Below are 15,142 nucleotides of genomic sequence, written 5' to 3'. Positions count from 1 at the left end.
CGAAGCAAATCAAGGCCGGCAGCGGTCCCCGCCTTCGCGGGGACGACGGCTACTCCACAACCCTTGCCAAATTCGCGAGCGACGAATTCAACCCCTCCAGGTGATCCTTCGCCGAAATCCCCGGCGGCACATGATGCGCGTCGATCGTCACCAGCGTCCCCCCACCTTGCCGCGACAGATACCAGTGCATCGCCATCGTCCCCGAAAAGCGCGGATCGTCTGACACGAACTCGACCTCCCACACGATCAGACGGCCGTCGTCGAGCGTCGGAATATAGACCTCGACGACATCGCTATCGTCGTCGCTCTTGGTCTCGACATCGGCATCCTCGAACGTCAGCCGCATCAGAAAGCCGCCGCCCGCACGCAAATCGACATGCTCGAATTCGCCCGTCGCCCCCTCGGGCGGCAACCAGCGCGCGAGTTTCGCTTCGCTGGTGAATGCCGAAAAGACGTCGACCAGCGGCGCCGCGATCAGCCGTTCGGCATGATCGGTGCGCCGCGTTTTCTTGGTGGGTTTCAAGCGAGCGCCGAGCGCACCGCGGCGACCGCGTCCATCGCCGCGCTGCCGTCGGGACCGCCGCCCTGTGCCATGTCGGGCCGGCCGCCGCCGCCCTGCCCGCCCAGCGCCGCAACCGCGAGCTTGACGAGATCGACCGCATTATGGGGGGCGCCTTCGGTCACCCCGACCGCCACCGAAGCGCGCCCGTCGTTGACCGCGACCAGCATCGCGACGCCGCTGCCGACCTGCTTCTTCAGCCCGTCGACCGTGCCGCGCAGTTCTTTCGGGTCGAGCCCATCGACGACCTGCGCGATGAACGCGGTGTCGCCGACCTGTTCGACCGCCGGACCTGCCGCCGCGCCGCCGCCGCCCGAACCGCCGAGTGCCAGCGCCTTCTTCGCATCGGCGAGCTCACGCTCGGCCTTCTTGAGCTGCTCGGCGAGCGCCGCGACGCGCGCGGGGACATCGTCGGGCGAAGTCTTGAGCGCCGCCGCCGCCGCCTTCAGCGCCTCGTCGCGACCGTTCAGCCAGACGCGCGCGGCGTCGCCGGTCAGCGCCTCGATGCGCCGCACGCCCGACGACACGGCGCTTTCGCCGATGATCTTGAGCAGCGCGATGTCGCCCAGCGCGCGGACATGCGTCCCGCCGCACAGCTCGACCGAATAATGATGGTCATCGGCCGCGCCCATGCTGAGCACGCGCACCTCGTCGCCATATTTCTCGCCGAACAGCGCCAGCGCGCCCGCCGCGACGGCGTCGTCGGGGGTCATCAGCCGCGTCGTCACCACCTCATTGCCGCGGATCTGCGCATTCACTTCGGCTTCGATGTCGGCAATCTCTTCGGCGGTGAGTGCCTTGGGGTGCGAGAAGTCGAAGCGGAAGCGGTCTTCGGCGACCAGGCTGCCCTTTTGCGTCACATGCTCGCCCAGACGGCCGCGCAGCGCCGCGTGCAGCAAGTGCGTCGCGCTGTGGTTGGCGCGGATGCGGTCGCGACGCTCGGCGTCGACGGTCAGCTGCACCGTGTCGCCGACCTTCAGCGTCCCCGCTTCGAGCTTCGCCTGATGCGCGTGCAGCCGCCCGAGCGGCTTGCTGGTGTCGCTGACCGACGCCTTTGCGCCGCCCAGCGTCGCGATCGTGCCGCTATCGCCCATCTGGCCCCCGCTCTCGCCATAGAAGGGCGTCTGGTTGGTCAGTACGACCAGCTCGTCGCCTGCTTGGGCAACATCGACCTGCACGCCGTCCTTGACCAACGCGATCACCTCGCCCTCGCCCACGGTCGCGCCATAGCCGGTGAATTCGGTGCTGCCGTTCGTTTCGGCAAGGTCGAACCAGATTTCTTCCGAAGCCTTCTGCCCGCTGCCCTTCCACGCTGCGCGCGCCGCCGCCTTTTGCTGCGCCATCGCCGCGTCGAAGCCCGCGCGGTCGACCGATATGTCCTGCGTGCGCAGCGCGTCCTCGGTCAGGTCGTAAGGGAAGCCATAAGTGTCATAAAGCTTGAACGCGACCTCGCCGGGCAGCGTATCGCCCTTGCCCATGCCGACGGTGGCCTCGTCGAGCAGGCGCAGCCCCTTGTCGAGCGTCTGGCGGAATTTGGTCTCCTCGCGCTCCAGCGTCTCGGCGATCAGCGGCTGGGCGCGGATCAACTCGGGGTAAGCGGCGCCCATCTCGGCGGTCAGCGATGGCAGCAGCCGGTACATCAAGGGATCCTTGGCGCCCAGCAGATGCGCATGACGCATCGCGCGGCGCATGATCCGGCGCAGCACATAACCGCGCCCCTCGTTCGACGGCAGCACGCCGTCGGCAACGAGGAAGCTCGACGCGCGCAGATGGTCGGCGATCACGCGGTGGCTGGCCTGCGTGGCGCCCTCGGCCGGCACCCCGGTCAGCTCGACCGACGCCGCGATCAGCGCCTTGAACGTGTCGGTGTCATAATTGTCGGTGACGCCCTGCAGCACCGCCGCGACACGCTCCAGCCCCATGCCCGTATCGATGCTGGGCCGCGGCAGGTCGACGCGGTCGCCCGGCGCGCGCTGTTCATATTGCATGAACACCAGGTTCCAGATTTCGACGAAGCGGTCGCCGTCTTCCTCCGGAGAGCCCGGGGGGCCGCCCCAGATATGGTCGCCATGGTCGTAAAAAATCTCGCTGCACGGCCCGCACGGCCCGGTGTCGCCCATCGACCAGAAATTGTCGTTGGTCGCGATGCGGATGATCCGCTCCTCGGGAAGCCCCGCAATCTTGCGCCACAGGTCATAGGCTTCGTCATCGGTGTGATAGACGGTCGCGGTCAGCTTTTCGGGTGCCAGCCCCCAGGTCTTCGTGATCAGCGTCCACGCATGATGGATCGCCTGCTCCTTGAAATAGTCGCCGAACGAGAAATTCCCGAGCATTTCAAAGAAAGTATGATGCCGCGCGGTAAAGCCGACATTGTCGAGGTCGTTATGCTTGCCCCCGGCGCGCACGCATTTCTGTGACGAGGCCGCAGTGCTGTACGGGCGCTTTTCGAGGCCCGTGAAGACATTCTTGAACGGCACCATCCCGGCGTTGACGAACATCAGCGTCGGGTCGTTGTACGGCACCAGCGGCGCCGACGGTTCGATATGGTGGCCGGTCCCCGCGAAATAGTCGAGGAACGAGCGGCGAATGTCGTTGGTCGATGTCATGCGCGCGATCTAGTGCGCCGCGGCGCGTTTCTCAAGCAAGATACGCGCCGCAGCCCCAGCCTCGCAACGGAAACCTATCGCTTGCAAAGGCGATTGAGTTCCTCGTCGCTGAACCCCTCTTCGTCGATCAGCCGCTGCGAGATATAGCGCACGTCATATTGCGAGATTTGATACTCGCCATCGCGCAGCCGATAGAGCAGGATCCCGCCGCAGGTTCCGGCGATCCCGGGATGCGAACTCAGCACCGCAAAATAAGCGTAAGCCCCCGGATAAATGGCGTCGGGCGGATTGGTCATCCAACCGTCGAGCCGCAGCGTGAATTCGCCCGGCCCCGTCTGGTACATCTTCGCTTCGTCGCTGAACCGCTTCATTTCGGTCGGGTTCGTCTCAAGCGCGGGGTCCATCATCTTGGCGAGCAGCACCGTGTTACCGGCGTCGAGATTGTCGACAAAGCGCTGCGCAAAGCGTGTGGCGGCGGTGGTTTCGGCGGCGCTCGGCTTCCAGTCGGCGGGAACGGGTTTGTAGGGATCGGTCGCCGGATCGAAGCAACTGAACGCCTGACGGAAATCCTTGATGACCGTGACGCCGCGTTCGACATCGATGTGATTGTCAAAGAAATAGCGCCCGAACCGCACTTTCTTGGCGCCGCAGCGCTGCTCGGCCAAGATCTTGATGCGATCGACGACCGGGTCATATTGGTCCGCGTCGATCGTGGCGACCGTTGCCGCAAAACCCTTGCCCGGAACGGCCTCTACCTTGATCGGCGGCAATGGCTGGGCGGACGCCATCAGCGCCGCCAGAATAATGGCTGTCATGTCTCAAAAACCCCCAACGATTCCTTCGAATCGCGACCCCGCGCCGCAAAGGCCGAAGCTTCCTTCGCGGTACGCACCCATCCTGCGGACAAGGCTTGCGCGTTGCAAGGGGGTTTTGCGGCAATATCAGAAGTTTGTCGCGATACCCTTGCCCAGATAACAGGGCAGCTGGCGCAGCACGTCGGCCTTTGGCACGCCGTCCTCGATCAGGTCGGGCGGCACCTCCGACGTGTCGGTGCGCACGACGGTCCATTCGGCGCCCGGTGCGGTGCGGTGGACGACGACATAGCCGCAATCCATCGTCCGGTCGGACCGATCGCCGCGAAAATCGAACGCGGCGTACAGCCCCGGCGGCTGGCCCGCGGGGTCGGCGTACCAGCTGACACGCAGCACGCGAAGCGTGCCATCGGCCCACAGCACCGGCCGCTTGCGAAGGTTCATTTCCCATTCGAGCCGCGGGTTCGCCGCCTGGAACGACAGGCGCAGCATGGCATAGGCGCTGGCATAATCGCGCTTCGCCAGCGCCATCGTGTAAGCGGCGAAGCGGCCCATTGCCGCGCTCTCGTCGGCCGCCGCCACGACGAACGCCGCGCCGTCGGCGCCCGTCGCGACGCGCTCGACCTCCGGCCCAAGCGGCGGCGCCTGCGCCGCAGCGGCGCTGGCGATCAGCCCCAGCGCGGCGAGCGGCAGCCAGCGCCGCCGGTCAATAGCCATAATAGGCGCCGCCCTTTTCGCGCGCGCGCTGCCAGGCGGGGCGCGCATGGCAGGCGTTCACGAACGCCGCGAGCTTGGGGTAGCGCGGCGCCATGCCCTGCATGATCGCGATTTCGGCCGGGAAGCTCAGCATGATGTCGGCCGCCGACAGGTCGTCGCCGATGAAATGGCCGCTGTCGCCGACGCGGCTCTCCATATAGGCGAAATGCGCGTCGAGCTGCTGGTTGATCCGCGGTTCGAGCGGCGCTGCCGCTTCGCCGAGCCGCGCGGTGTAGATCCGCAGCAGGATCGGGGTCATCGCCGACCCTTCGGCAAAATGCAGCCATTCGAGATGGCTGACATGATCGTCGGTGCCGCGCTCGGGCACGAGATGGCCGCCGCCGTGACGTTCGCACAGATATTCGGTGATCGCGCCCGATTCGATGATGACGCGGTCGCCGTCCGAAATCACCGGCGACTTGCCGAGCGGATGCACTGCGACCAGCTCGGGCGGCGCCAGATTGGTGGTCGCGTCGCGGTCATAATATTTGATTTCGTACGGCGCGCCGATTTCCTCGAGCAGCCACAATATGCGCTGCGAGCGGCTGTTATTCAGATGGTGGACGATCAGGGTCATACTTCTCTCCTCAAAGGGTCAATTCTTGTAGCGTCCATTGCGGTCGATCAGCGCCGCGAGCTCGCGGACCAATTTGGCACCGAGGATCGCGGTGACATCGCCAATGTCGCGGCCGGGATGATGCTCGACGATGTCGGCGCCGACGATCGGCGCGGTCTGCTTGTGCAGCACCGCCAACACTTCGCGCACCGTCAGCCCGCCCGGCTCGGGATGCGCTACCCCGGGCGCCGCCGACGGATCGATGCCGTCGAGGTCGATCGAGATATAGAGCGGGCCGTCCAGAACGGGGACGCGATCGGGGGTGAAATCCGCCATCGGAATGATCTCGACCCCGAAGCGCGCAGCCTGTTCGCGGCAATGGGTGTTGAGGGTGCGGATGCCGACTTGCACCAGTCGCTTGGCATGGCCCGCCTCGCAAATACGCGCGAAGGGCGAGGCATGGCTGCGCGGGTTGCCCGCAAAATCATCATAGAGGTCGGGGTGAGCGTCGAAATGGAGGATGCTCACCGGCCCAAAGCAGGTCGCTGCGGCCTCGACGAGCGGAAAGGTTACCGCATGGTCGCCGCCGAGCGCCAGCGGCACCTCGCCATCCTCGTGCAGCATCACGACATGCCGCCGGATCGCGGCATCGTCCTGCGCAGTGTTTTCGGTCAGCGGCAGGTCGCCATCATCGGTGAAGGCGATGTCGATGCCGATCTCCGGGCCAAGCTCGCTCGCCATATTGCCGCGGTCGCTGAACAGCGCCGCCCGGATTGCCGCGGGTCCGGTGGCAGCACCGCGTTCGAAGCTGCTGTTGATGTCGGTGGGCAAGCCAAAGAGACGGATCGCAGGCATGGCTCGCTTGTAGCTGGTGGTCGGGCGCGCGCAAGGCGCGGCAGCGAGGATTGCGCTGGAGAGACAGGAGGCGCGGCGTAGAGGAGAATCGGGTCCGGTCGGCGGCCACCCGTCCTACCTGCGTTTGCATCGAGCGAAGTCGTGATACCCGGCAGAACCCAGCATGTCCGATGGGTGTCTCGACTTCGCTCGACACGAACGGAAATAGACGTGCCGGATAACGACCGGAAGCAGGCCGCATTACATCGTCATCCCGGACTTGATTCGGAATGAAGAAGGTCGGCAAGCGACCGATTTCGGACAATCCGATCTATGCGGAGCCGCTCGCAATTTCGCGTTTAGCCGCAGCAGCCGCCATCAAGATGCGTTCAACGATAGCGTCAAACTCGTCCTTGCCGATCGGATCGAGCGAATCGTAGTTAGAGACGCTTTCCGGCCACCAGCCGTGTTCCTCTCCAGATAAATGCAGTTGCCGTGCGGCGGCTTCCACCTCTTCGTCGGTGGGCCGATCACTATCTGTAACGCGGGGCGAAGACATTCTCGAGGTCTATCAAACCTGACTTCCGCTTCCCACCCCAAAGCGGCTATCTCCGGCAACGCTCGGAAAGCGGTCGGCAAAAAAATCAACGGCCGGCGGGTCCACCTGCGGGGAGAGGGGAGTGCAGGTGCCCGTAGTTACAAGGGGGGCTGAAGACCCGCCGCCGTTTCCCGGTCGGTCCGCCAGTGCGGGCCGACCGGACCGGGATCAATTATCGTCGTCGCCGTCCTCGTCGGAGCCGATCATCATTTCTTCGGCAACCGCGTCGGTGCGGCCGCGGATCGCGGCTTCGAGCCGTTCGCGTAGTTCGGGATTCTCGGTCAGGAAATTCTTCGCATTCTCGCGGCCCTGGCCGATGCGGATCGAATCATAGCTGAACCAGGCACCCGATTTTTCGACCAGCCCGGCCTTGACGCCGATGTCGAGGATCTCGCCGATCTTGGAAATGCCCTGCCCGTACATGATGTCGAATTCGACCTGCTTGAACGGCGGTGCGACCTTGTTCTTCACGACCTTGACCTTGGTCGTGTTGCCGACGATTTCGTCGCCATTCTTGATCTGGCCGGTGCGACGGATGTCGAGGCGGACCGAGGCATAGAATTTGAGCGCATTGCCGCCGGTCGTCGTTTCGGGGTTGCCGTACATCACACCGATTTTCATGCGCAGCTGGTTGATGAAGATCACCATGCAGCGCGAGCGGCTGATCGAACCGGTGAGCTTACGCAGCGACTGCGACATCAAGCGCGCTTGCAGGCCGACATGGCTGTCGCCCATCTCGCCCTCGATTTCGGCGCGCGGGACGAGCGCGGCGACCGAGTCGACGACGAGTACGTCGATCGCGTTCGAGCGCACCAGCGTGTCGACGATTTCGAGCGCCTGTTCGCCGGTGTCGGGCTGCGACACGATCAGCTCGTCGATGTTGACGCCAAGCTTGCGCGCATAGACGGGGTCGAGCGCATGTTCGGCGTCGACGAAGGCGACGGTGCCGCCGGTTTTTTGCGCTTCCGCCAGCGTGTGCAGCGCCAGCGTGGTCTTGCCCGAGCTTTCGGGGCCGTAGATTTCGATGACGCGACCGCGCGGCAGGCCGCCGACGCCGAGCGCGATGTCGAGGCCGAGCGACCCGGTCGAGATCGCCTCGACCTGCATCGCCTCCTTCGAGCCCAATTTCATCACCGAGCCCTTACCAAAGGCGCGGTCGATCTGCGCGAGCGCGGCGTCCAGCGCCTTTTGCCTGTCCGTGTTGTTCACTGATTTCCCCGATTCGACGAGTGACAATTGACCGGCCATATGCCGTCCTTTCCTGCTCTAAAGCGAAGGCTGAACCACCGCAACGCCGGAACCATGTACGTCATTTGTTCTCAAAGAACAAGAGAGGAACAAATTTTATTTGCCACGTCGCCCCGCGCAGGCGGGGGCCGCGGTCGGTTTATGCAGCGATGCAAGAAAAAGGACGATCGCGGCCCCCGCCTGCGCGGGGGCGACGTGGCGGCTACCCGCGAAACTCCGCCAACGCCGCTTCGATATCGCTGATCCGGAACGGCTTGCCGACCAGGCGGCGATGCGCGTGGGCGGGCGGCAATATGTCGCCGCCGCCCGAGGTGAAAGCGAAGGGAATGCCGCGATCGGCCAGCGCGTCGGCGACCGGCCACCCCTTGTCGTCGCCGAGGTTGATATCGACGAGCGCGCCATCCAGCGGCTCGGCAGCGATGATCGCCAACGCCTCGTCCTTGCTCGATGCCTGCGCCGGTTCGGGAAGCCCGAGCGCGTCGAACATGTCGGCGAGCATCATCCCGATCAGCACATCGTCCTCGACCAGCAGAATGCGCGGATTATCAGCCATTTTTCATCCTGTGCGCGGCGTCATCCAGCGCCGCCGAAGTCGCCTCGGCGAGCTGCGCGACCGAAAAGGGTTTGGGCAGGAAGGCGACATCGTCGATGTTGATCGACTGACGCAGCTGTTCCTCGGCATAGCCCGACATGAACAGCACGGGCAGGTCGGGGCGCTTGGCGCGCAGCGCGCGGACCATCGCGGGGCCATCCATCGTCGGCATCACGACATCGCTGATGATCAGATCGACCTCGGCCATTTGCGCAAAGCGCTCGAGACCTTCCTCACCCTGCGACGCGGTGACGACGGTATAGCCCGCGCGGGTCAACGCGCGTTCGGCCACCGCACGCACCATATCCTCGTCCTCGACGAGCAGGATCGTGCCGCTGCCCCACTGGCTTTTCTTGGGCTTCGGCGGCGGCGCGGCCGCGCTCGGCGTCTCGCTCCCGCTGCGATGGATCGGCAGGTAGATGGTAAAGCTGGTCCCCTGCCCCGGCTTGCTGTCGGCAAAGATGAAGCCCGCCGACTGCTTGATGATCCCATATACGGTCGACAGGCCCAGCCCCGTTCCCTTGCCGACATCCTTGGTGGTGAAAAAGGGTTCGAAAATCTTGGGCAGCACATCGGGCGCGATGCCGGTGCCGGTATCGCTGACCTTGAGCGCGCAATAATCGGCGGGGGGCATGAATTCATTCCCCATCTGGCGCACGTCCGCCGCCGACACGGGATAGGTTTCGATGGTCAGCGTGCCGCCGCCCGGCATCGCGTCGCGCGCGTTGACCGCCAGGTTGATGATCACCTGTTCCAGCTGTCCCGGATCAGCGCGCACCGCGCCCAGCCCGCGGCCATGATGCACCGCCAGCTGCACCGTCTCGCCGATCAGCCGCTTCAAGAGGTGCGAGACCTCTGAAATCACGTCGGGCAGCTGCAGGATCTGCGGCCGCAACGTCTGCTGCCGCGAAAAGGCGAGCAATTGCCGCGTCAGGCTGGCGGCGCGGTTGGCGTTGCTGCGAATCTGCTGGATATCGTCATAGTCGCTGTCGCCCGGGGTATGGCGCATCAGCATCAGGTCGCAGGCGCCGAGCACCGCGGTCAGTATATTGTTGAAGTCATGCGCGACGCCGCCCGCGAGCTGGCCGACCGCCTGCATCTTCGACGCCTGTGCGACCTGACGCTTCAGCCGCGATTCCTCGCTCGAATCCTTCAGGCTCAGCAGCACCGCCGCCTCACCGAGCCCGCGCACCCCGACGACGCGCATCGACACGGGCTCGCCGCTTTGCCCCGCCAGCCGGATCGACAGGTCGCCGCCGACCTGCTGCCCGCTGCTGTGGCGGCGGATCATGTCGGCGAGCGGTCCCTTGTCTTCGCCCACGACAATGTCGCCGGGATAGCGCGGCATCTTGCCCTCGCCCAGATTGGCGGCGCGCACAAAGGCGCGGTTCATGTACAGAAAGCGTCCGTCGCGATCGACCATCGCTAGCCCGAAGGGAAGCAGCGACAGCAGGGTTTCGACATAGGTCTGCGCGGTGCCGCGATCGGTCGGACCCATTTCCTCGTCGAGCATCGCGAGCAGCACCGGCGTATTGCTGTCGGCCGGGGCCAGCGGGATTTGCAGCATCCGCACCGGGGTCGCGCGGTCGCCCTCGCGCGCGAAATAGAGCGCCCCGCCGTCGTCGATGCGCAGCATCGGGGCAACATCGCGCCCGGCATAATGGCCGGCGTCATCCTCACCCAGCGCGCGGAGCAAGAACGCCTGATTGGCGACGCGCAACCGCCCCTCGGCATTGACCAGCGCCGCCATCACCCCGGCGTGGCTCAAGGTCCGGCCCGCGGGGCCATCGAGATGGCGGGTGATTTCAGAGGCGAGATCGAGCCGTTCGAGCGCCGAAAAGCGCCACACCAGATAATCCTCCGCCTGACCGGTGCGTGTCACCTGCGCGCGCAGTTGCAGATGGCCGATCGCCAGATCGTCGGCGCGCCCCTCGCCATCGCGCCACGCGATGCGCCCGGCATTTTTGAGCAGCTCGGCGCCGCGTCCTTCGAGCGGCAGCCCCGGCGGGGTCACGAAGCCGCCCATCCAGGTACCGAACAGGTCGTTGGCGCACACCATCCGCCCGGCCCGGTCGGTGACCGCGATCGCAACATCGTCGTGATTGACCGCCTGACGCAGCATCGTCCAGTCGGGCGCTACCGCCTCACCGGCGACGGTGGCAGGAAAAAGGCGCCGCGCGAGCAACACGCCGCCGACCGCAACCGCGAGCCCGGCGACGAAACCGGCAGCAATCACCGCGTCGCGTGTCGCCCAGAACAGGAGCAAAGTCGACAGCAGCGCCAGCCCGCCGAGTATGGCCATATCGACGCGCGACAGCCCCGGCGGCACCGACAGCGGACCAGCGGAGCCCACCCCCCTGCCGATATCGGAATCAGCGGAAGGCAGGCTCGTCGCGGTCAATGACTGTCTTTCTTATCGGTGCATCACCAGATGCGGACGCGGTCTTTGGGCGCCAGATACAGCTTCTGGCCTTCCTTGATCTGATACGCCTTATACCACGGGTCAAGGTTGCGCGAGACCCAAGTCCGCTGGATCGAGGGCGAATGCGGATCGGTCGTGATGCGCTGCGACAGATTCTGGTCGCGGTAGTTGCGCCGCCACACCTGCGCCCAGCCAAGGAAGAAGCGCTGGTCGCCGGTCAGCCCGCCCAGCACCGGCGCTTCCTTGCCGCCGAGCGACGCCTTGTACGCGTCATAGGCGACGGTGAGGCCCGCGAGATCGCCGATATTCTCGCCCAGCGTGAACGTCCCGTCGAGCTTTTCGCCGGGCAGCACTTCATAGGCGTCATATTGCGCGATCAGTGCCTTGCCCGCGGCCTCGAACGCCGCGACGTCGGCGGGGGTCCACCAGTCGGCAAGCTTGCCGGTTTCGTCATATTTCGCGCCCTGGTCGTCGAAATGATGGCTGATCTCGTGGCCGATCACTGCGCCGATGCCGCCATAGTTGATCGCCGGGTCGGCGTGCGGATCAAAGAAGGGCGGTTGCAGGATCGCGGCGGGGAAGACGATCTCGTTCATGCCGAAATTGGCATAGGCGTTGACGGTCATCGGGGTCATCCCCCATTCCCAGCGGCGGATCGGGCCGCCCAGGCGGCTGATATTGTCGTCATGCGCGAACTGGTTTGAGCGCAGCGCGTTACCGAACAGGTCGTCGGCCTTGATCTCCAGCTTGCTGTAATCCTTCCACCGGTCGGGATAGCCGATCTTGGTGGTGAAATTGGCCAGCTTCTGCTTCGCCTTCACCTTCGTCTGCGGCTGCATCCACGCGAGACCGTCGATGCGGCGCCCCATTGCGGCGAGGACATTCTTGACCAGCTTGTCCATTTCCGCCTTGGTTTCGGGCGGGAAATATTTCGCGACATAATCCTGCCCGACCGCTTCGCCGAGGTTGCCCGTTGTGAAATCGACCGCGCGCTTCCAGCGTTCCTGCATCTGCGGCGTGCCCGACAGCGCGGTGCCATAGAAGGAGAAGGCCTCCTGCGCGAACTTGTCGGGCAGCACGCCCGAAAAGCCGTCGAGGCTGCGGATCATCAGCATGTCGCGCAGCACCGCGATCGGCGCATCGGCGAGCAATTTTGCCTCGCCGGTGAAGGCGCTCGGCTGCGACACCAGCAGTGCATCTTCCTTGACGCCGATGCCGCGAATGAAGGTCGCCCAGTCAAAACCCGGCGCCGCGGCGGCGAGCTCGGCGATCGTCATCTTGTTATAGACTTTGGTCGCGTCGCTGCTGTCGTTCTTGTCCCAATGGACGGTCGCGATCTGCTTTTCGAAATCATAGATCGCCTTGGCGCGCGCCGCGGCATTGGCCTCGCCCGCCAGCGTCAGGACATTTTCCAGATGCTTGAGGTACGCGGCTTGCAGCTTCGCGTTGCGCTCATTGTCCTTCAGATAGAAATCGCGGTCGGGCATGCCGATGCCGCCCTGAAACATCGTGTAGATGTACACTTCGGGATTCTTGTCGTCCTGCCCGACGAAGCCGCCAAAGAAATGCTGGACGCCGTTGCGGTCGGCTTCGGCCAGCAGCGCCGCAAGCCCCGCCTTGTCGACGGCGCGGATCTTGGCAAGCCACGGCTGGATCGGTGCCAGCCCCTTGGCTTCGACGGCGGCGCCATCCAGATAGGCGGCATAGTTGCGACCGATCATGCTGTTCGGATCGCCCTTCGCGGCGTCCAGGATTTCGCGGGTACGCACCTGCGACAGATCGCCGAGCGCGGTGAACATGCCATAGTTCGACTTGTCGGCGGGAATCGCGGTGTTCTTGGCCCAGGTGCCGTTGGCATAGGCATAGAAATCGTCGCCGGGCTGCACCGACGTGTCCATGCCCGCGGTGTCGAAGCCAAAGGTGCCGAGTTCGGGCTTGGCCGCGCTTTCGGCGGCGGGCGCCGGGGCGGCCTTTTCCTTGGCGGCGGCGGGAAGTGCCGAAATCAGCATCGCGCCAAGCGCGGCGGTCGCCATCAGGCGCGACGAAACATGCGAAAACATCATGATAGTCCCCAGTTCTCAAAATGACGCGATGATGTGCGGCGCATCGGCGGGGCACAGCATCGCAATGGGACAGCTATACGACGGCGCGCGCGCCGTTCAACCGGCGGGGGTGTCGCTGGTCGATGCCTCATGTCGTTGGTCGCGTGCCCGCTGCAATTTGCGCCGCCAGCGCAGGCGAATCCAATTGTCCCAGAACACCGACGCCAGAACATAGCCCAGCGCTGCCGACACCAGCGAAATGACCAGCAGCCCGCCCAGCATCGCCGGAGCCGCGTCCGAAAAGGCCCAGCGCGCCCATTCGCCCGCCGACGCGCCATGCTCGATCATCGCCGAAAAGGTGGCGCTGTTGGCTTGCAGGCCAAACAGCCAGTCGCCGAGCCACACCGACGCCAGGATGATGAACGGCGTCGTGACCGGGTTCGACAGGAACGTCATTGCGGCACCGATCGGAATATTGGCGCGGACGGGCAGCGCCAACAGCGCAACGCCCAATATCTGGATACCCGGGATCAGAAAGAATATCCCGACGAACAGCCCCAGCGCGGTACCGCGCGGCACCGAGGTACGGGTAAAGCGCCACAAATGGCTGTGCGCAACGCGGTGCGCAAACGGCTTGACGAAGCGGCTGGCGAGCAGCTCCTCGCGCGTCGGCGAGTTGCGGCGGATCCAGTTCATCACCGCCGCCTTGTCCTTGGGCTTGCCGCCGCTCACCCGCGCTCTTTCATCAGACGCTGCTTGTCGCGCTTCCAGTCGCGTTCCTTGATCGACTCCCGCTTGTCATGTGCCTTCTTGCCCTTGGCGAGCGCGAGTTCGACCTTGGCGCGGCCGCGGCTGTTGAAATAGACGCTCAGTGGGACCAGCGTCATGCCCTGCCGCGCGACGGCGGCGTACATCTTGTTGATCTCACGGCCGCTGAGCAGCAGCTTTCGCGGGCGCTTGGGTTCGTGATTGTGGCGGTTGCCGTGACTGAATTCGGGGATGTTGCTGTTGATCAGCCACACCTCGCTGCCCTTCACCTCGGCATAGCTCTCGGCGATCGTGCCTTCGCCGAAACGCAGCGATTTGACCTCGGTCCCCTGCAGCGCGATCCCCGCCTCGAACACCTGTTCGATGGCAAAGTCAAAGCGCGCGCGCCGGTTTTCGGCGACGATCTTTTTCTTGTCGAATTCGGCGGCGGACTGCGGACGGGCCATGACGAAACCTAAATCACTCCTGCCGCGGACAATGCGGCATCGACGGCGGCGCGCGATGCGTCGTTCGCCGGAATGATAGGTAGGCGCACTTCGGGCGAAAACCAGTCGTGGACGCGCGACAGCGCATATTTGACCGGCCCCGGCGAGGTGTCGGAGAACATCGCCTGATGCAGGTCGAACAGCCGGTCGTGCAGCGTCAGTGCGCACGCCCAGTCGGCGGCGGCGCACGCCGCGGCAAAATCGGCGCACAGGCGCGGCGCGACATTGGCGGTGACCGAGATACAGCCGACGCCGCCCAACACCGCGTGCGGCAGCCACAGGTCGTCGTTGCCGCTGAGTTGGCAGAAATCGGGCCCGGCGCCCGCGCGATGCATCGTCACCCGCGCCAGATCGCCGCTGGCATCCTTGATCGCGACGACCGAGGGGATTTCGGCAAGCTTGCACAGCGTGTCGGCGCTGATGTCGGCGACGGTGCGACCGGGGACGTTGTAGACGACGATCGGCAGGTCGCTGGCGTCGGCCAGCGCCTGAAAATGCGCGATCATCCCGGCCTGGCTCGGCCGGTTGTAATAAGGCGCGACGATCAGCGCCGCCGCCGCCCCGGCGGCTTGCGCGTAGCGCATGTGGCGAACCGCGGTCGCGGTGTCGTTCGATCCGCAACCCGCGATCACCGGCACGCGCCCTGCCGCCGCCTGGATGCAGCTGTCGATCACCTGATAATGTTCGTCGAACCCCAATGTCGGGCTTTCGCCGGTTGTCCCGCACGGAACCAGCGCGCTGGTTCCTTCTTTGATCTGCCAATCGACAAGGCGCGCGAAGGCGGGCGCGTCGAACGCCCCATCGCGAAATGGCGTCACCAAGGCGGGAATAGACCCCGAAAACATGCCCCGCTCCTTTACAAAA

14 protein-coding genes are annotated in these 15,142 nt (G+C 65.0%); all 14 read right to left on the bottom strand.

The window, feature by feature from the left end:
- Positions 1-49: 49 nt before the first annotated feature.
- Positions 50-523, bottom strand: coding sequence for an SRPBCC family protein (locus G9408_RS01910; protein ID WP_168452461.1), 474 nt, complete (start codon positions 521-523; stop codon positions 50-52).
- Positions 520-3,165, bottom strand: coding sequence for an alanine--tRNA ligase (alaS, locus tag G9408_RS01905; RefSeq protein WP_168452460.1), 2,646 nt, complete (start codon positions 3,163-3,165; stop codon positions 520-522). Before alaS ends, G9408_RS01910 begins: the two co-directional genes overlap by 4 nt.
- 74 nt (positions 3,166-3,239) lie before the next feature.
- Complete coding sequence (locus G9408_RS01900; RefSeq protein WP_168452459.1) at positions 3,240-3,980, bottom strand: hypothetical protein; 741 nt, start codon at positions 3,978-3,980, stop codon at positions 3,240-3,242.
- A 126-nt stretch (positions 3,981-4,106) separates the two neighbouring features.
- A complete protein-coding gene (locus G9408_RS01895; protein ID WP_168452458.1) occupies positions 4,107-4,694 on the bottom strand; it encodes a DUF4019 domain-containing protein in 588 nt (195 codons plus the stop codon).
- Complete coding sequence (locus G9408_RS01890) at positions 4,684-5,310, bottom strand: glutathione S-transferase family protein (protein ID WP_168452457.1); 627 nt, start codon at positions 5,308-5,310, stop codon at positions 4,684-4,686. The genes G9408_RS01895 and G9408_RS01890 overlap by 11 nt, the downstream gene beginning before the upstream one ends.
- A gap of 18 nt (positions 5,311-5,328) precedes the next feature.
- Positions 5,329-6,144 carry an agmatinase gene (gene speB, locus G9408_RS01885; RefSeq protein WP_168452456.1) on the bottom strand — a complete coding sequence of 272 codons (816 nt, stop codon included), beginning with the start codon at positions 6,142-6,144 and terminating at the stop codon, positions 5,329-5,331.
- 310 nt (positions 6,145-6,454) lie between these two features.
- Positions 6,455-6,682, bottom strand: coding sequence for a hypothetical protein (locus tag G9408_RS01880; protein ID WP_168452455.1), 228 nt, complete (start codon positions 6,680-6,682; stop codon positions 6,455-6,457).
- Positions 6,683-6,889: 207 nt separating this feature from the next.
- The gene (gene recA, locus G9408_RS01875; protein ID WP_137870216.1) at positions 6,890-7,969 is read right to left on the bottom strand and encodes a recombinase RecA; all 1,080 of its coding nucleotides are present in this window, start codon (positions 7,967-7,969) and stop codon (positions 6,890-6,892) included.
- A gap of 202 nt (positions 7,970-8,171) precedes the next feature.
- The gene (locus tag G9408_RS01870; RefSeq protein ID WP_168452454.1) at positions 8,172-8,522 is read right to left on the bottom strand and encodes a response regulator; all 351 of its coding nucleotides are present in this window, start codon (positions 8,520-8,522) and stop codon (positions 8,172-8,174) included.
- Positions 8,515-10,863: a hybrid sensor histidine kinase/response regulator gene (locus G9408_RS01865; protein WP_168453409.1), complete on the bottom strand. Its 2,349-nt coding sequence runs from the start codon at positions 10,861-10,863 to the stop codon at positions 8,515-8,517. The genes G9408_RS01870 and G9408_RS01865 overlap by 8 nt, the downstream gene beginning before the upstream one ends.
- A gap of 122 nt (positions 10,864-10,985) precedes the next feature.
- Positions 10,986-13,046, bottom strand: a complete 2,061-nt coding sequence (locus tag G9408_RS01860) for a M13 family metallopeptidase (protein WP_235957435.1) — start codon at positions 13,044-13,046, stop codon at positions 10,986-10,988.
- 96 nt (positions 13,047-13,142) lie between these two features.
- Positions 13,143-13,721 (bottom strand): DUF2062 domain-containing protein, encoded by a 579-nt coding sequence (locus G9408_RS01855; protein WP_120218102.1) that lies wholly within the window; start codon positions 13,719-13,721, stop codon positions 13,143-13,145.
- 32 nt (positions 13,722-13,753) lie between these two features.
- On the bottom strand, positions 13,754-14,239 hold the full coding sequence (gene smpB, locus G9408_RS01850; protein WP_120215792.1) for an SsrA-binding protein SmpB: 486 nt from the start codon (positions 14,237-14,239) through the stop codon (positions 13,754-13,756).
- Between the two features lie 8 nt (positions 14,240-14,247).
- A complete protein-coding gene (gene dapA / locus G9408_RS01845) occupies positions 14,248-15,123 on the bottom strand; it encodes a 4-hydroxy-tetrahydrodipicolinate synthase (protein WP_168452453.1) in 876 nt (291 codons plus the stop codon).
- Positions 15,124-15,142 lie beyond the last annotated feature (19 nt).

The organism is Sphingopyxis microcysteis, assembly GCF_012274265.1.
In the GTDB taxonomy this organism is placed as follows: Bacteria; Pseudomonadota; Alphaproteobacteria; order Sphingomonadales; family Sphingomonadaceae; genus Sphingopyxis; species Sphingopyxis microcysteis.
This window is presented reverse-complemented; position numbering and strand designations above follow the sequence as displayed.